A 19,027-nucleotide genomic window follows, 5' to 3' on the forward strand; every position below is an offset into this window, starting at 1 on the left:
TTGCGGTATAATTGAGGTTAGAGCAAGTGTAGACAGGCTTGAGCAAATGCTGCACACGGAAGATAATGCCGAGATTTTAATTTGTGACCGTTCAAACGGAAAAATTATATATCCGACCGTATATACAGAAAGAGAAAGAAGCGAGTATTCTTAGGCATTTGTCAATAATGCAAACTGGGAAATAATGATACGAACACCCGTGGCAAATACAAAGGCAAATATAATATTTATTTTATCGATTTTTGTGGCTTTGTATGCAATATTATTAGTGTTTGTCTTCTTGATAAGCCGAACTATCGGAAAAGAAGTTATAAAACCGATTTCACAATTAGCAAATCACGTTTGCAAAATTGACGCACCGGATGATAAAATGGCTCACATCAACGATGATGCTATTGATGAAATAAAAGAGCTTGAGGACAGTTTTGAAAAAATGCTTGAAAGAATGAATAGTTCGATTATTCAAGAGAAAAAGGCATATGCACTTGCTTTGCAGGCTCAAATGAATCCTCATTTTCTGTACAATATGTTGGCGGTAATCAGTTCTGCCGGAAGTGAGGCGGGCTGTGACAGTGTTTCCACAATGTGCGTCGAATTGTCTGATATGCTTAGATACGTTGCAGCATATCAAAAAGTTACTGTACCGCTTAAAGAAGAAATACTCCATACAAAAAATTATCTTGCATTGATGAAATCAAGATATGAGGATTATTTTTCTTATAAGATTGATGTTTCAGATGATTTGATGAACATTCCGGTGCCAAAATTGTTTATACAACCGCTTGCAGAAAACTGTTTTATACATGCTTTTAAAGAAAAAGAGCCACCATGGAATATTGATATAAAGATGATAGGCACGAAAGATAGATGGGAACTTATCATAAAGGATAACGGTTCGGGAATATCCGAAGAAAGAATTGCCGAAATAAAAGACAAAATAGATAAAGCATTAAATGAAAGACAAGTGGGGAATATCGGCGGATTGGGTATTGTAAATACAATAGTCCGTCTTACTATGACGCACAACAAAAATCTCAAATACGATATATATAACGATAACGGTATGGAAATAAAAATTGTTGTGGGGGAGTAAAAATATGTTTAAAGTGCTTATTGCTGAGGACGAGCCTCCGATTATGCGAATGATTAAATCAACTTTAGAATCGGTTGATTCTGATTTTTGTGTTAAAGAATGTTGCATAAACGGTAAGAGTGCCGTAGAAAAATTGAAAAATGAAGATTTTGATATTGTTATTACAGATATTAAAATGCCTATAATGACAGGAATTGAACTTGCCGGTTGGATTTATCAGAATAAACCCGATACAAAAGTTATAATCGTAAGCGGATATTCTGACTTTGAATATGCGAGAAAAGCCTTAGAATATAAGGTGTTTGACTATCTGTTAAAGCCAATATCAAAAGATAAGGTAAGTGAGCTTACGGCAAGGATAAAAAGTGAGATAGGCAGTAAAAGTAAAATGTCAGACGATAATAATACAATAGTAGTTCTTGCGTGTGCCGGAGCATATTTATTGTACGGTTCGGAAGTCCTTCTTCCCGGTGAACGTTTTTGGACGGATTCGGGAATTGATACTTTTATGGATAATCTGCTTACACCGTCGGAAGAATATATTTTCTTTAACAGTAATATGCTTTCTGAACGGCTTATGGTTATCACTGCCGAAACAGAAGAAAGGCAAGAGGAATTAATACACAAAATTTATGATGGATTTTCAAACAAAAATCTTCCTGTAATTATTGTTTATCAAAAAGGAGTTTTATTTAAGGATACAGGAAAGTATTTCAGCAAACTGCGAGAACAACTCATAAAGCACCTTATCTTAAATAAATCACAATTATTGTGTTGTAATTCTACATCGGAAAGTTACGAAGATATATCACAGCCATATTCTAAATCGGACGTTGACAGTATAGTGTTTGCAATAAAAAATAAAAGTGATGATTTAAAGAATAAATTGACGACAGTTCTGGATAATATGATGTCATCTGAATGTACACAAGAAGAAATAAACGGTTTTTTGAATATAATTTTGGATGCTTACACATTGAATTATCCGAATCATATGAAGCGGAAAAATACAAGTGTAAAAAAAGAATTAGTCAATGCACTTGCAAGCTTTGTTTCATATGATGCGTTTATAGATGATATTATATCAATATTGGCAACATTGAGAAACGATAAACGTGATCCTGACAGATATGAACAGCTTGCAAATGAAGTGGAAGAATATCTGATTAATAATTATAATAAAAATATTACAAGCGATGTTCTATCAAAAGAATTCGGATTTGTACCGAGTTATATAAGCCGATTGTTTAAACGTCAAAAAGGCGTATCACCCAATGAATATGTAACTAAATACAGAATAGAAAAAGCAAAGAAATTAATCGAAGAAAATAATGATTTAAGAATAAAAGATATTGCCGACGCAGTCGGATTTAAAGAATCATACTATTTCTCCAAAACATTCAAACGTGAAACTGGTATGTGGCCGACCGAATATTCGGCACAAGATAAATAAATTATATTAAAAGCGAGTGATACAAATGACAATTATACCAATATTCAAAAAATGTCCTGTTTGCGGTAAAAAATATGTATGGAATCCAGATATAGGCAAAACTATATGCCCACATTGTCACGGATTGGGTAAAGTTAAAAAGCCAACAAATAAATAATAATGTCTTATAGGGAGTGTGACTGTTATGAAAATATTGAATTTCGGCTCGTGTAATATTGATTTTGTATATAAATTAGACCATATCGTCACAATAGGAGAAACAGAAACAAGTAATTCAATGCAAGTATTTCCGGGTGGAAAAGGTCTTAACCAATCAGTCGCTTTAGCTAAGGCCGGTATGGAAGTATATCATGCAGGTTGTATCGGAACTGACGGAGAAATGCTTACAGATGTTTTAGAGTCAAACGGTGTCGATATATCTAATATAAAAAAAGTAGACGAAAAAACAGGACACGCTGTTATTCAAGTAAGTCGCAATGGTGATAATTCGATTTTTCTTTATTCCGGCTCAAATGCAAAAATAACCGAAGAATTTGTTGATGAAGTGCTTGATAAATTTCAAAAAGGCGATATGCTTTTGCTTCAAAATGAAATAAATAAAATAGACTATATCATAGAAAAAGCATACAAAAAAGGAATGTGTATAATATTTAATCCTTCACCGTATAACGATGAAATAAAAAATCTTGATTTTAATATGCTTTCCTATATAATTATCAACGAAGTGGAAATGTCGGAGTTTACCCAATGTGATAATCCAAAGGACGGTTTAAAATATTTTGCAAAGAATTATCCAAAACTTAAAATCATTATTACTCTCGGAAGTGAAGGAAGTATGTACGGCGATACCGAAAAGGTTGTTTTTCAGCCGCCATTTAAGGTTAATGCCATTGATACAACTGCCGCGGGAGATACATTTACAGGATACTTTTTTGCACAAACAGCAATGGGGAACACTGTTGAAAAATCCTTAAAAATTGCGTCAGTTGCATCAGCTATTGCAGTATCAAGAAAAGGTGCGTCTGTATCTATACCTATGTTAAACGAAGTTTTAGCGGCTGAAAATTCATTTCAAAGTTCTTAATCACATTTACCGCAATCACAACAACCGTTGCAAATAAGTTTACTGCTACAATGTTCGCAATTTTTGCGATAGTGGGGGACATATAATTCATTTTCGGGTATATCAAATCCGAAATTATCACACAACTTAAATTTAATCGGTTTACCGATGTAATTCATACCCGATTTATACGCCATTTCGCTTTGTGTAGATTTTTTCGGTATACGATATTTTTTACCGTCTTTTATAAAATAAGTACCCGTTTCAATAAAGCAAAATGTAATATTATGCGATACACATTCTTGACGTAATGATTTTACCCAATCAAAATTACAAGGACGTGAACCGTCGTAATTTTCTCCACCACATACTACACGTTCTATCTGACCGCTTTGCAGATATTTTTCGATACTGATAGGACCGATAAATGGAGCACACATTATTCCTTTGTGTTTAAACGGTAAATCAAGTAATATCGGAATGCGTTCGTCGGCACGTTTTTGATTTTCGGCGGTAACATTAAAAAATACATTTTCCCAACCGTTACCCCAATCTGACGGAAGGCATTTATGCACTCTCTCGGGACGCTTCGTAAGCAAATAAAATTTTACGTCACTGCGTTGCTTTATAATATCCCATACTTCTTCACGCCACTTGTCAGCCTCTTCTAAAAAGAAATCTGACGTCATACATACGCGAATAAGCTCACCACTCTGCACTTTATAATTACCGTAACGGTCTTTTTGCAGAGGATAGTCAAATCCTGATTTTGTTTTATAAATATCCGAGCCGCTTTTGTCACGAACACGGTCTAAAAAATACATATAGCAATTTTGGCAACCCTCACTGCATTTCACGCAACCGTGCCACGGATTCCATATATCGTGCATTATATCACTTCCTGACATCTTTTATAACTTTATAAATATCTTCATCTAAACATATTGATTGTTTTTCTATTTCCTCTGGGCATACCGACTCGCCTTTATTAATGCAGACGTATATTGAATTTTTGTTGCCAGATACCATTCTCCAAAACGGATATTTTATAATTGCGGGTGTGTTGTAGCCTACACCTAATTCCAAGAATACAATATTTTGACCTTTTCTTGTTCGTAAAAAATTGTCATATCTCTCCGCCGCATTATGCCAGCCTTCATCTTGCACAAAGCTGTTGTCACAGCGCAAGTTTGTTGTTAATGGTTTTTTGCAATGCGGACATAACGGAATTAATTCCGTAGGAATTTTCATATTCGATTGACTCTTATACATTTGCTTAATTCTATCTTCATTATCAAAGGTTTCATTACAACATGGAGTAGGACATTGAAGTAAACCGTAGTCGCCTTGAGTGTAAAATAGGCGTTTTTTATCAAAGCCAGCTTTCTGAAAACAATGGTCCACGTTAGTGGTAATAACAAAATAATCTTTACCGTTTACCAAACTCAAAATCATATCATATAAATTATTCGGTATATCCATATAGCGGTTGATGTAGATGTATCTGCTCCAATACGCCCAGTATTCTTCAAGTGTTTCAAATGGGTAAAATCCGCCCGAATACATATCTGTAAAGCCGTATTTCTGCTTAAAATCAGAAAAATGTTTTTCAAAGCGTTCGCCTGCATAAGTAAAACCAGCCGCAGTTGAAAGCCCTGCACCCGCACCGATTACAACAGCATCGGCTTTATCAAGTTTTTCTTTCAAATGAATTATCTCATCTGAGTAATTTTTCATAGATTTTTTTGTCGGTATCCTTAAAAACATTAAAAATCACCCTTTCCAATTCAGAATGTTTCAAATAGTCTTTCGCTGTTTCAACGGCTATTTGTGCGGCAATATCATTTGGAAAATGAAATTCACCTGTTGATATACAACAAAAAGCTATTGATTTTACACCGTTAGATTCAGCCAACTCAAGACAAGAACGATAACAACTTGCCAAAAGTTTGAGGTGTTCATCGGTAAGATGTCCGTATACAATAGGACCGACCGTATGAAGAATGTAATCACAAGGCAAGTTGTATGCTTTTGTTATCTTCGCAGCACCAGTCTGTTCCTTGTGACCGTGTAGCTTCATAATGCGATTACATTCCAATCTAAGCTGAACACCCGAAAACGTATGAATTGCATTATCAATACACTTGTGGCAAGGCACAAAGCAACCGAGCATTGCACTGTTTGCGGCATTTACTATTGCACCGCATTTTAATGTTGTTATATCGCCTTGCCAAAGGTATAATTTGTTCGATATTGCTTGTAAATCATATGCGTCGGTTATGTTAATTTCCGTCAATCGTTCTTGCAAATAATCATCTTGTAGCTTTATAAATTCGTTACTAATTTGTTTCGGTTCTCTGACGTTTACAAGAGAACGGAATAAATTAAATTTTTCTTCTGAATCTTTTGGGATAACTATATTGCTATATCTGTTGTCCTCACTTATCAGATGATTAATAAGAAAATCAAGTCTTTCATACTGTGTCATATTACCACCTCTGAAATGATTATAACGTGTTTTTGTTATTATAACAAGTAGGTACTTTTAAGTAACTATCAAAAAAGTCTTTACTGTATGGCAAAGACTTTTTGAATTTACTGTGCTTTATAGAATTTTAATTTAACAAGACCATTGTAAATTTTTGTACCCATAGGAAGCTGTTTGATTTCGTCTTCTGAAAGAATTTTTAGCATAAACACCGTAAAGAAATATACAACCGCCGCAATCGCTATTGCAATTACAGTGGAAATCAAATTACCTATAAATCCAGATGGGCATACAAGCATTGAAAGCTTATAAACACCGACTGCAACAACGCCCATAACAACACCTGCTATAATCGGTTTTAAGATATATTTCATTGGCTTGATGTTAAGTTTGCAGTTCTTTGCAAGAACAACAAAGCATATTGCACATGATATGAACTGACAAGCAATAGAGCTTATTGCCGCACCGTAAATATTGATTGACGGTATTCTTATAAGTACAATATTTAATACAATTTTCGCTATACATCCAAACAACAAGCTTATTGCAGGGACATAAACTTTCCCAAGACCTTGAAGCGAGCCTGTCATAGTTTGTGCAAGTGCCGCAAATATAAGCGATACCGAAACAAGCTGTAAAAGCTCAAAACCGCTCGAAGTGCTGAAATACAATATTTTATAAATCGGCTCAGCAAGAGTTATCAAACCTATTGCGCAAGGCAAGATAATTAATATTGAAATAAGCAATGAATAGTTTATCTTTGAAGAGGCCTCTTTATAATCTTTTACCGCCAACGCACCTGCGATTGACGGAACAAGAACTGTTGCAAAAGCGAAGTTTACCGCCAAAGGCATATTGTAAAGTGTATCACTCTTTGATAGAAGTCCCGATAATCTTGCAATTTCCTGATTAAGTTGCTCGGCGGTCGGATTTATAATATCGCCGATGTTGCCATGTGCCGGAATTAATGATGCAAATGCAACTTCAATACCACGACTTATTGTTGCTGTGTCGATAACTCTGTTTATAGCTGTAATGATAGAGCCAAGCGAAATCGGAATACTTATCATAAGAATACTCATCATAAGATGTCTGCCTGAAATCTTAATTGTTTCGCCTTTTGATTCTTCAATATGCTCCTTGATACCGCTTTTACGTTTACAATAGAAGTATACTAAGTAAAGCATACTAAGCGCAGTTGCAACAGATGTTGCAAAGTTAGCCCAAGATGCCATAATTGCAGGAGCAAGACCGATTGAAAGGTATACAAACACAATAGTAAGTGTACATTTTAAAATCTGTTCAAGTACCTGCGAATTACTTGTTGCTTTCATATTCTTCATACCTGTGAAATATCCTCTGATTACGGAAGATACACAAACGAAGAACAGTGACGGTGCAAGCGCACGCATTACATATTGAGAACCGTCAATTTTAATTATATGCTGTGCAAAAATATCCGCACCAAAGAACAGAACCGCAGTCGTTACAAGACCTATTATTGAGAACAGCAATAAAGCCGTTTTGAAAATCTTATGTGCACCTTTGTAATCGTCAAGTGCAACACGTTCGGAAACCATTTTTGAAATTGCATTAGGTATTCCGACAGATGAAATTGCAAGCAGTAGGGTATAAATCTGAAATCCTACATTATAAAATCCCAGTCCCTCGTCACCGAAACCGTCAATGTTTGTTATTACAATTCTGTAAACCATACCAAGAACTTTTACAAGCACTTGTGAAATAAGAATTATAGTAACATTATTCATAAACGATTGAGTGTTTTCTTTGTTTTGTTTACTCATTATATTCCTCCTAATTTAATGTTCACATTGTCATATTATAAAACTAAATACGGATTTAATCAAGTATTGTCATAAAAAAATAAAGTAATTGTATAGAAATAAGTCAAAAATCGGCATTTTGACTTGACACAAAGCTGATATAAGGGTAAAATATAATAAGTATGTAAATTTATATGGAGGAATAGACATGGATACAATGCAAGGTTTAAAACGTACTCACTATTGCGGAGATGTTGAAGGAATCGGCAATGAAGTTGTAGTAGGCGGTTATGTACAAAAAGTAAGAGATTTGGGAAATCTTATTTTTATAGATTTAAGGGACAGAACAGGTATAGTTCAGCTTGCTTTTGATGATTCGACAGACAGAGAAATATTTGAAAAAGCGTCTGATTGCCACAGCGAATATGTACTTATGGCAAAAGGTGTTGTTCGTGAAAGAGAAAGCAAGAATACAGCAATTAAAACAGGTAATATTGAAATTGACGTAAAAGATTTGAGAGTGTTGGCAAAGGCTCAGACACCTCCTTTTGAAATTGTTGACGATACTAACGTAAACGAAGAATTAAGATTGAAATATCGTTATCTTGACCTTAGAAGAAAGGTTTTACAGGATAACTTGATTATGAGAAGTAAGATTGCAAAAGTTGCAAGAGATTATTATTATGAAAACGGCTTTATAGAAATCGAAACACCGATGATGATTAAGTCAACTCCTGAGGGTGCAAGAGATTACCTTGTTCCGTCAAGAGTACATCACGGAAAGTTTTACGCACTTCCGCAGTCACCTCAAATGTACAAGCAACTTTTGATGATTGCAGGATTTGACAGATACATTCAGCTTGCAAGATGTTTCAGAGATGAAGATTTAAGAGCAGACAGACAGCCTGAATTTACGCAAATTGACCTTGAAATGTCATTCGTTGATGTTGAGGATATTCTTGAAATGAACGAAGGCTTTATACAAAGATTGTTTAAGGAAGTTCTTGATGTTGACGTAGAATTACCACTTCCAAGACTTACTTATAAAGACGCTATGGAACGTTACGGTTCAGATAAGCCTGATACTCGTTTCGGTATGGAAATATGCGATATTTCAGAACTTGTTAAGAATTGCGGTTTCGGCGTGTTTACTTCGGCTATCGAAAACGGCGGCTCGGTAAGAGCAATCGTTGCAAAAGACGCGGCAAAGACGCTTACAAGAAAAGAAATCGACAAACTTACGGAATACGTAAAGGGAATAGGTGCAAAAGGGCTTGCTTTTGTTCGTTGGGTTGATGATGAACCGACTTGTGCATTTGCAAAATTCTTGGGTGAAGGCGAACTTGACGCAATATTAAATAAAGTAGGCGCTCAAAAGGGTGACGTTGTACTTATCGTTGCAGATAAGAATAAAGTAACACTTCCTGTACTTGGCGCACTTAGATTAAAGGTTGCAAAGCAGCTTGATATAATTCCTGAAGGATTTAACTTCCTTTGGATTACTGAATTCCCATTCTTTGAATATGACGAAGATACAGATTCGTGGCTTGCTATGCACCATCCGTTTACAATGCCTATGGACGAGTGTATTCAATATCTTGATACTGATCCGGGTAAAGTTACGGCTAAGGCATATGACCTTGTCCTTAACGGTACAGAACTTTCAAGTGGTTCAATCAGAATTACAGATTACGAACTTCAACAAAAAATGTTCCAGGCACTTGGACTTTCTGATGAAGAAATCGAGGCTAAATTTGGTTTCCTTGTAGAGGCATATAAATACGGTGCCGCACCTCACGGCGGTATGGGTATCGGTCTTGACAGACTTGCAATGATTATGACAGGTAATGACAGTCTTAGAGATGTAACAGCATTCCCTAAGGTACAAAATGCGTCAGAACTTATGTCGGGAGCTCCTAATGTTGTTGACGAAGAACAATTACAGGAACTTTCAATAAGCATAATACCTGAAAAGAAAGAAAATTAATAATGTGTTCATAATAATTTAATAACGTTATTGTATAATAACCTTAAAATAGGAGCCGAATTTTCAGCTTCTAAGACTGTTGGCAAATTGTCCGGAACGTGCAGAAGTGTTATTCAAATTTGTATGATTTAATTTATCAAAAAAATAGCAGGCAAGCCTATATTGATAGGCTTGCCTATGCACTTTTTGAAAAAATAAACTCTGCCGTACAAATGTACGCTGACGAGTTTGTTTTTTCAAAATACGAACTGATTTCTCGGCAGTCTGCAAATTAATCTGTGAAACGGAGAGTTTTAAGTGATTACTATTTCAAACTTAACAAAAAAATACGGTGATAAATATGCACTCGACCATATTAGTTTTAATGTAAAAAAAGGTGAAGTTCTTGGATTTTTAGGTCCTAATGGTGCGGGAAAATCAACAACTATGAATATTATCACCGGATATATTTCATATACAGACGGCTCTGTTAATATTGACGGCTATGATATTTTAGAAAATCCTATTGAAGTGAAAAAGAAAATAGGATACTTGCCTGAAATACCACCCCTTTATCTTGATATGGTAGTGTGGGATTATCTTGAATTTGTATATAAATTGAAGAAAATCAAGACCGAGGATGAAAAGAGTCATATACAGCAAGTTATTGATATGGTGAAGATTGATAATGTTAAAAACAGAAAAATTGCCAATTTGTCAAAAGGCTATCGTCAAAGAGTGGGACTTGCAGGTGCTTTAATCGGAGATCCCGAAATTCTTATACTTGACGAACCGACAGTTGGTCTTGATCCTAAGCAGATTATCGAAATAAGAAATGTTATTAAGGAACTCGGAAAAGAAAAGACTGTAATTTTAAGTTCGCATATATTAAGCGAAATAAGTGCAGTCTGTGACAGAGTAATTATTATAAATAAAGGCAAATTTGTTGCAGAAGATACACCGAAAAATCTTTCGGATAAGCTTGGTGATAATAAAAAAATGTTGTTCAGAATATCAGGCGATAGGAAAAAAGCCGAAAATATCCTAAATTCATTTGACGGCATATCAAATGTAACCTGTGTTTCATCTGAAAATGATTCGTATGATTTTGAATTTGATAACGCAATGGCGGCAGAAGAAAAGAAAAAAATGTTCTTTGCATTCGCGGAAAATGAAATACCGATATTAATGCAAAAAGAAATCGAGCCGTCTTTGGAGGATATATTCTTAAAACTTACTGACAATACGTCAGAAAAGGAGGAAAATACAAATGAAAGCGATATTTAACAGAGAATTCAATTCGTATTTTACATCAATGCTCGGTTATGTATTTTTAACTATTTTTCTTCTTTTAACAGGAGTAATGTTCTATGTTGTAAATATCAGATTTATGACTGCAAGAATGACTAATTTCTTTTCAATCGTCAATAACTGGGCGTTGTTCTTGTTGCCGTTATTGACAATGAGATTGTTCTCAGAGGACAGAAAGCAAAAGACAGACCAATTATTACTGACCGCACCTATATCTACAAAAGAAATAGTTTTCGGTAAGTATCTTGCGGCATTTGGAATATTTATGGTAGGTGTGCTTATAACACTTATTTATCCTGTTATATTAGCGTTTACGGGTAATTTGCCGATTGCGGAAACAATAAGCTGTTATGTCGGCTTTATACTGCTATGTTCGGCAATACTTGCTATCGGTGCGTTTATGTCATCTATTACGGAAAGTCAGATTGTCGCTGCAGTTGCCACTTACGGTGTATTGATTTTTACATTGCTTTTAGGCTCGGTTGCGTCAAACGTTTCAAACGAAATAATTGTAAAAATTCTTTTGTGGTTATCGCCTGTACAAAGATTTTCGGATTTTACTCTCGGAATCCTTAACTTTGAACCGATAATTTATTATTTAAGCATCACCGGTCTGTTCTTATTCTTTACCGTTATGGTATTTGAAAGACGCAGAATGAGATAGGAGGATATGTAATGAATAACGTAAAAAAATATAAATTTGTATCTTCCGTTGCTATTGCAATAGCGGTTGTTTTGGTTATTGTTGTAAACGTATTTGTCAGCGTGCTTAACAACAAATTACCTTTAAAAATCGACCTTACGTCAAATAAAATGTACGAACTTTCAGATAAAACAAAAGAGTATCTTAAAAATTATGATACTCCTGTTGATATATATATTCTTGCCGGTGAATCGGAACAAGACGGAAATATTCGTACGGTGCTTGATAAATATGCCACCGCAAATAAAAATATCAATGTTACAAATATTAATATGACATCTAACCCGACTTTTGGCAAGAAATACGTTACTGACGGCAAAAGTCTGCAATCAAATTCTGTCATTGTTGACGGCGGAGATAAGTTTAAAACATATACTATGACTGAATTGTACGGAGTAAATGCACAAACAGGACAGTATACATCACTTAATGTTGAAAATAAAATAACTTCGGCATTAAAGTATGTATCAAGCGAAACACAACAAAAGGCATACCTAATAAAAGGACATAATGAGATAGCTGTTGACGGTGCAAAAACTAAACTTGAATCAGAAAACTTTGAAGTCGGAGAAGTTAATACATTGACCGATGATATACCGTCAGACGCAAATATGTTGATTGTTGCAAAACCGACGGCCGATTTTTCAAAAGAAGAAATCACAAAACTTGATTCTTATTTGCAAAAAGGCGGTAATATACAAGTTTATCTTGATGTCGATTCAAAAAATCTTACTAACTTGTATGACTATCTAAAATCATCATGGGGCATAGGTGTAAGCGATAACCTTGTAATTGAAACAGACACATCAAAATCCGTTTCGTTGAGCGGAAGTTCGATGAGTCTTGTCGTGCCGAACGTAAAATCATATGAATTTACCGACAGTATAATAGACAATCAAAGAACTTTGGCATATTTCCCATATTCAAGATTGATAACTCAAGAATTTGAATCAAATGGCGATATATCTGTTACACCTGTTTTGACAAGTTCAGAAAAAGCATACACGACTTCAAATTATGAAAATGTTTCAAAAGTCGGCGGCGAGCAGGACGGCGAATATCCGGTCAGCGAACTTTCGGTAGATGCAAAACACGCCTCATCGGTTTATGTATCGGGAAATACTATGCTTTTAACCATAGACGAAACAACACTTACAAATAATTACGGACTTGCAAACTATGATTATTTTATGAATTTGACCAACTTTATGATAGGTAACGAAGAAAGCTTTACCGTAGATGAAAAAACACTTGTAAATAATGTTATTACATTATCTGATTTAGGTCAAAAAATTATTTTTGCATTTGTTGTAATTATAATACCGATTACCGTATTAATAATCGGACTTGTAATTTGGATAAAAAGGAGAAATCTATGAGTAAAACAACGAAAAGCATAATTATAGCCGCGTCAGTGATTATAGTGCTTATTGTCGGAACGATTGTTATAAGTAATATTGACACGTCAAAAGATAATAATGTTGATACAACCGATGATTTATACAGTATCTATTCAGCTGATACAACCGATATTTTATCTGTAAAGTCAGAGAGTGAAAACGGTACAATTACAGTAAAAAGTATAGGCGATTCGGAATGGTCCGTAAATGATATGGATGCGTCTGAAATAGATTCTTCAAAAGCCAGTGCGCTTGTCGGTACAATTTCAACATTGTCATCAAAAAACAAGATTGAAGAAAATCCGGCTGATTTATCACAATACGGACTTGACAATCCGCAAGTCACTGTTACAGTTGAAAAGAAAAACGGTCAGATTGATAAAATGATTATCGGTGATTTAAGTCCGACACTCGGAGAATATTTTGTGATGAAAGACGGCGATAATACTGTCTATACAATGTATGATTTTAAAGTTGATACTTTAAAAAAGCCTATCAGCTATTATAAAGAATTCAATCGTTTCAGCATTAATATTGACAATATTAATGACATTAAAATTGTCCGCAGTGATGAAACTATTGAAATCAGAATATTAAGCAATATAAATAACAACACAAATAATGTATGGGAAATGGTACAGCCTTATCAGAGCGGTGCCAATGATGATTATATCGATAACAAAATACTTGCTCCGATAGAGGAAATTTCACTTACTACACCGATTGAAAATGCTGACGGCGGTTTCAGTGAAAAGTCGCCTGTTTTAATGATAACTGTTAAGCCTTACGACAATTCAACAGGCAAATACGGCGAAGAATATACCGAAACACTTACAATAGGTCGCACAGACGGTGATATGACTTATGTAAAATATAAGGAACAGGTATTTAAAGTTTCATCGGACATTATATCTTTTGCGAATGACTCGTCATACAACATTGTAAGTAAATTGCAGGCGCTTGTTGATATTTCGGAAGTTAAGAGTGTAACGGTAGAGTATAACGGAGCAGAACATACGATTGACATAACTCATAACGATTCGGATATGACTTTTGTGCTTGACGGTCAAAAGGTTGATACAAAGATAACACAAGCAATATACAAGAGCATTGTCGGTTTGGCGGTTGACGGAGTATATAAAGACGAAACACTCGGCGATACCGTTATGAAAATAAAATATAAAGGTATCAAGAGCAGTTCTGATACAGAAATCGAATTTAAGAGTATTGATGATTTGTACTGTGCTTTAATCCGCAACGGTAAAACAGAATTTACAATCAAGAAAAGTAAGCTTAATGAATTTATGGATTTATTCAATACTTATGTTGAAAATCCGGAAAAGCAAGGAGATTAATTATGGAGAATTTATGGAATGACGTGATTCCTTATTGGAACGAAGAATTTATAGAGGCTGATGAAACAGCGGTAAGAAAACCGACTATAACGGCATATCCTGCAAATTCAAAAGGTGCTGTTATTATTTTTCCGGGTGGTGGCTATGTAATAAGAGCCGACCACGAAGGTACTGCATATGCTAAGTGGTTGCAGTCAATCGGTCTTACTGCATTTGTGGTTGAATACAGAGTTGCACCGTACAAACATCCGGCAGAAATAAGTGACGCAATGCGTGCTGTTAAATATGTCAGATATTACGCCGACAAATACGGCATTGATAAGGATAAAATTGCAGTTATGGGTTCAAGTGCCGGTGGACATTTGGCGGCCTCTGTTTCTGTTCATTATGATAAGAAAATGTATGAAGATACAGATGAAATAGATAAAGAAAGCTGTAAGCCTGATGCGACAATTTTGTGTTACCCTGTAATAGATATGTTCGAATACAGACATGACGGTTCAAGAAAAAACTTGATAGGTGAAAGAGCATTACATTCTGATAAAGAGCTTATGTCGCTTTATAAACACGTCACACCTAATACACCGCCTACATTTATATGGCATACATCATCAGACCAGGCAGTACCGGTAGAAAATTCTTTGATGTACGCCGACGCACTAAGCAAAGTGCAAGTTTCGTATGAAATGCACATATACCCAATCGGTTCTCACGGCTTGGGCTTGGCAGACAGTATACCGCACGTTGCACAGTGGAAAGATTCTCTTGAAAAATGGATAAAACTTAATGATTTAATTTAAGTAACTAATGTCACAATAAGTCAGTATCGGCTTGTTGTGACATTTTTTTATATGTGTAAAATGTCAAAATACAAAAAAATACATTTAAAAAGACTATACAAAACGAAATGAGTGTGATATAATAAATGTTATATAATTAACAAGGGGTTTAGAGGACATGAGTGAAAATGAAAAGAAAGTTCCTACGGTCGTAGTTAAACGTCTGCCACGCTATTACAGATATTTGGGCGAACTTTTAAAGCAGGATATAAAGCGTATTTCCTCAAATGCACTTAGCGTAAAAATGAACGTGACTGCATCACAAATCAGACAGGATTTTAACTATTTCGGCGGTTTCGGTCAGCAGGGATACGGCTATAATGTCGAACATCTTTATAACGAAATCGGTGACATATTAGGACTTAATGACGGAGATACTACTGTTATAGTCGGAGCCGGTAATCTCGGCAGAGCATTGGCAAGTCACGATACGTTTGAAAAAAGAGGCTTTAAACTGGTAGGCATTTTTGATAATGACATTAATATAATTGGTACAAAAATCAACGGTATAGAAGTTATGTCAATAGATAAGCTTGAGGAATTTTTGAATTCGCATAGAGTTGACATCGGAATTCTTACCGTACCGAAAGCGGCAGTAATGAAAACGGCTGAAAAATTGGTTAATTGCGGAGTTAAAGGTCTTATGAACTTTTCGTATACCGAACTTAAATTCGATAAGGACGTAGCGGTGGAAAACGTTCACCTTTCAGATCCGCTTATGACATTGTCATACAAAATCAAGCAAAATCAGAATTAAGGTGTTATAATTATGAGAGTTATCGCATTTGTAGGTCCGAGTGGAACAGGAAAGAGTTACAGAAGTGTTATGGTTTCGCAGCAATATGGAGCTGACGCTATAATTGATGACGGCTTGCTTATTTCTCACGGAAAAGTTATAGCCGGCACATCTGCCAAAAAAGAACCGACAAAAATTGCGTCTGTTAAACACGCACTTTTTATGAATCCGTCGCAGGTAAATGAAATAAAAAAAGTTCTGAAAAGGAATAAGATTAAGTGCCTTATGATTTTGGGTACATCTGACGGAATGGTAAATAAAATTGCTAAAAATATCGGTGTTCATGAGGTTGAACAAATTATAAGAATAGAGGATGTTGCAACACCCGAAGAAATGAATATGGCACTTAGAATGCGTACAGTTGAAGGGAAACACGTTATTCCTGTTCCGACATTTGAAATAAAGAAGGAATTTTCAGGATATTTCTTGCATCCGTTAAGAAGATTTCAAAAAAATCTTGATTCGGAAATAACAACCGCCGAGGCTGATAAATCAATCGTCAGACCCACATTCAGTTATATGGGTGACTATATTATCTCAGATAATGTTATAAATTCAATAGCAATACATGAGGCACAAAAGATCGACGGGCTAATTAAGGTGCAAAATATAAACCTAAGAAAAACAGGACACGGTGTACATATAGATATGACAGTCATTTTACAATATGGCTGTGATATTTTTTCTGTATGTAAAAATATTCAGCTTGCAGTCAGAAATAATGTTGAACAATATACGTCGATAAATGCAAGAAGAATAAATATACTTGTTAAAAATCTAAGGAAATAACCATTAAGAAGGGGAAGCTGTATGGATAAATTTGAACTCGTTTCTGAATTTAAACCACAAGGAGATCAGCCGCAGGCAATTCAAACACTTGTTGACGGAATAAAAAAAGGCGAGAAATGCCAAACTTTGCTCGGTGTAACAGGTTCGGGAAAAACTTTCACTATGGCAAATGTCATTGCACAAGTGAACAAACCTACCATTGTACTTGCTCATAATAAAACCCTTGCCGCACAGCTTTGCAGTGAATTTAAAGAATTTTTTCCAAATAACTGTGTTGAATTTTTCGTGTCGTATTACGATTATTATCAACCAGAGGCATATATTCCGCAAACCGATACGTTTATCGAGAAAAATTCACTGACCAATGATGAAATAGATAAACTACGTCACAGTGCCACATTTGCTTTGCTTGAAAGAAAGGACGTTATAATCGTAGCAAGTGTATCTTGCATATACGGTTTGGGCGATCCTGAAGATTATAAAAATCTTATGCTTTCTTTGCGTGTAGGAATGGTAAAAGACAGAGATGAGCTTCTAAAAAAACTTGTTTCAATGCAATATGAAAGAAATGATATTAACTTTGTCAGAAACAAGTTTCGCGTCAGAGGTGACGTGGTGGAAATATTTCCGTCCAATAACGGTGAAAACGCTATTCGTGTCGAGTTTTTCGGCGACGAAATAGAACGTATTTGCGAAGTAAACGTAGTTACAGGTGAAATTGTAGGTGTAAGGCAACACGCAGTTATATCTCCGGCCTCTCACTATGTTACAACCAACGAAAAAATGATTGCGGCACTTGCCGGAATTGAGGCTGAAATGCGTGAACAGGTTAAGTATTTCAAAGAACGTGATTTACTTATCGAAGCACAAAGAATCGAACAGCGTACAATGTACGATATAGAAATGATGCAGGAAATAGGATTTTGTCAAGGTATAGAAAACTATTCAAGACATATAAGCGGTCGTGCTCCGGGAAGTGCACCGTATACGTTGCTTGACTATTTTCCTGATGATTATCTTATGATTATAGACGAGTCACACGTTACAATACCGCAGGTGCGTGCGATGTATAACGGTGACAGAGCCAGAAAAGAAACGCTTATTAAATACGGTTTCCGTTTACCGAGTGCGGCTGATAACAGACCTTTGAAATTTGAAGAATTTGAAGATAGATTAAATCAGGTAATATTCACAAGTGCGACACCGTCAGATTATGAAAAAGAACATTCAACGGTTGTTGCGGAACAGGTTATCAGACCGACAGGACTTCTTGACCCTAAAATAACAATTAAACCTACCGAAAATCAAATTGATGACCTTATCGGTGAAATTAATAAGCGTACCGAACAAGGCTTTAGAACGCTTGTGACAACGCTTACAAAACGTATGGCGGAGGATTTGACCGATTATCTTACCGGTGTAGGTATTAAAGTTCGTTATATGCACTCCGATATATCGACAATCGAACGTGCAGAAATTATCAAAGATTTGCGTATGGGTGAATTTGATGTACTTGTCGGAATTAACCTTTTAAGAGAAGGACTTGACATACCCGAAGTTGCACTTGTTGCGATACTTGATGCGGATAAAGAAGGTTTCTTAAGAAGTGAAATGTCACTTATTCAGACTATCGGTCGTGCCGCGCGTAACAGTGAGGGACAAGTTATTATGTATGCCGATACGGTTACAAAATCAATGAAAAAGGCGATTGACGAAACAGACAGACGTCGAGGTATTCAGCAGAAGTTTAATGAAGAACACGGCATAATACCAAAGACAATTAAGAAAGACATCAGAGATATTATAGAATCATTAAAGCCTATTGAGGACGATACCGAAACCGCAGAAGAAAATATCATAAATTACGAAAAGACCATTGCCGAGCTTCAGGCTAAGATGATTAAAGCGGCTGAAAATCTTGAATTTGAAGAAGCCGCGGCTTTGCGTGACAGAATACGAAAATTAGAAAAAGAAATGAGTGAATAAA

16 protein-coding genes are annotated in these 19,027 nt (G+C 35.5%); 12 read left to right on the plus strand and 4 right to left on the minus strand.

Going from position 1 to position 19,027, the window contains the following annotated elements; genetic code table 11:
• Positions 1–280: 280 nt before the first annotated feature.
• The 3 genes from ACSAMO_RS01260 to ACSAMO_RS01270 all read left to right on the plus strand — a co-directional run bounded on the left by ACSAMO_RS01260 (position 281) and on the right by ACSAMO_RS01270 (position 3,630).
• A complete protein-coding gene (locus ACSAMO_RS01260; RefSeq protein WP_499209618.1) occupies positions 281–1,093 on the plus strand; it encodes a sensor histidine kinase in 813 nt (270 codons plus the stop codon).
• 4 nt (positions 1,094–1,097) lie between these two features.
• Positions 1,098–2,546, plus strand: coding sequence for a response regulator transcription factor (locus tag ACSAMO_RS01265; protein WP_499209619.1), 1,449 nt, complete (start codon positions 1,098–1,100; stop codon positions 2,544–2,546).
• 184 nt (positions 2,547–2,730) lie between these two features.
• A complete protein-coding gene (locus ACSAMO_RS01270; protein WP_499209620.1) occupies positions 2,731–3,630 on the plus strand; it encodes a ribokinase in 900 nt (299 codons plus the stop codon).
• Here the strand turns inward: ACSAMO_RS01270 and ACSAMO_RS01275 are convergent.
• The 4 genes from ACSAMO_RS01275 to ACSAMO_RS01290 all read right to left on the minus strand — a co-directional run bounded on the left by ACSAMO_RS01275 (position 3,627) and on the right by ACSAMO_RS01290 (position 7,902).
• Positions 3,627–4,499, minus strand: a complete 873-nt coding sequence (locus tag ACSAMO_RS01275) for a DUF5131 family protein (protein ID WP_499209621.1) — start codon at positions 4,497–4,499, stop codon at positions 3,627–3,629. The genes ACSAMO_RS01270 and ACSAMO_RS01275 overlap by 4 nt on opposite strands.
• Before the next feature lie 4 nt (positions 4,500–4,503).
• Positions 4,504–5,376 (minus strand): SIR2 family NAD-dependent protein deacylase, encoded by an 873-nt coding sequence (locus tag ACSAMO_RS01280; protein ID WP_499209622.1) that lies wholly within the window; start codon positions 5,374–5,376, stop codon positions 4,504–4,506.
• Positions 5,327–6,097 (minus strand): protein-ADP-ribose hydrolase, encoded by a 771-nt coding sequence (locus ACSAMO_RS01285; RefSeq protein WP_499209623.1) that lies wholly within the window; start codon positions 6,095–6,097, stop codon positions 5,327–5,329. Before ACSAMO_RS01285 ends, ACSAMO_RS01280 begins: the two co-directional genes overlap by 50 nt.
• 107 nt (positions 6,098–6,204) lie before the next feature.
• Positions 6,205–7,902, minus strand: coding sequence for a putative polysaccharide biosynthesis protein (locus tag ACSAMO_RS01290; protein ID WP_499209624.1), 1,698 nt, complete (start codon positions 7,900–7,902; stop codon positions 6,205–6,207).
• A 196-nt stretch (positions 7,903–8,098) separates the two neighbouring features.
• On the opposite strand from ACSAMO_RS01290, the gene aspS reads away from it, so the two are divergent.
• The 9 genes from aspS to uvrB all read left to right on the plus strand — a co-directional run bounded on the left by aspS (position 8,099) and on the right by uvrB (position 19,026).
• Entirely contained in the window at positions 8,099–9,868 is a 1,770-nt protein-coding gene (gene aspS / locus ACSAMO_RS01295; RefSeq protein WP_117966489.1) for an aspartate--tRNA ligase, read from the plus strand.
• 297 nt (positions 9,869–10,165) lie between these two features.
• Complete coding sequence (locus ACSAMO_RS01300) at positions 10,166–11,134, plus strand: ABC transporter ATP-binding protein (protein ID WP_499209625.1); 969 nt, start codon at positions 10,166–10,168, stop codon at positions 11,132–11,134.
• A complete protein-coding gene (locus ACSAMO_RS01305; RefSeq protein WP_117966436.1) occupies positions 11,118–11,822 on the plus strand; it encodes an ABC-2 transporter permease in 705 nt (234 codons plus the stop codon). Before ACSAMO_RS01300 ends, ACSAMO_RS01305 begins: the two co-directional genes overlap by 17 nt.
• A gap of 11 nt (positions 11,823–11,833) precedes the next feature.
• Positions 11,834–13,240 (plus strand): GldG family protein, encoded by a 1,407-nt coding sequence (locus ACSAMO_RS01310; RefSeq protein ID WP_118446276.1) that lies wholly within the window; start codon positions 11,834–11,836, stop codon positions 13,238–13,240.
• Positions 13,237–14,616 (plus strand): DUF4340 domain-containing protein, encoded by a 1,380-nt coding sequence (locus tag ACSAMO_RS01315; RefSeq protein WP_499209626.1) that lies wholly within the window; start codon positions 13,237–13,239, stop codon positions 14,614–14,616. Before ACSAMO_RS01310 ends, ACSAMO_RS01315 begins: the two co-directional genes overlap by 4 nt.
• 2 nt (positions 14,617–14,618) lie before the next feature.
• Positions 14,619–15,416: an alpha/beta hydrolase gene (locus tag ACSAMO_RS01320; protein WP_117966446.1), complete on the plus strand. Its 798-nt coding sequence runs from the start codon at positions 14,619–14,621 to the stop codon at positions 15,414–15,416.
• A gap of 157 nt (positions 15,417–15,573) precedes the next feature.
• Entirely contained in the window at positions 15,574–16,212 is a 639-nt protein-coding gene (locus ACSAMO_RS01325; RefSeq protein WP_117966449.1) for a redox-sensing transcriptional repressor Rex, read from the plus strand.
• 12 nt (positions 16,213–16,224) lie between these two features.
• A complete protein-coding gene (locus tag ACSAMO_RS01330) occupies positions 16,225–17,040 on the plus strand; it encodes an Asp23/Gls24 family envelope stress response protein (protein WP_117966453.1) in 816 nt (271 codons plus the stop codon).
• Between the two features lie 21 nt (positions 17,041–17,061).
• A complete protein-coding gene (gene uvrB, locus ACSAMO_RS01335; protein ID WP_022229053.1) occupies positions 17,062–19,026 on the plus strand; it encodes an excinuclease ABC subunit UvrB in 1,965 nt (654 codons plus the stop codon).
• Position 19,027 lies beyond the last annotated feature (1 nt).

This window comes from Ructibacterium sp. SJQ-7 (assembly GCF_054696575.1).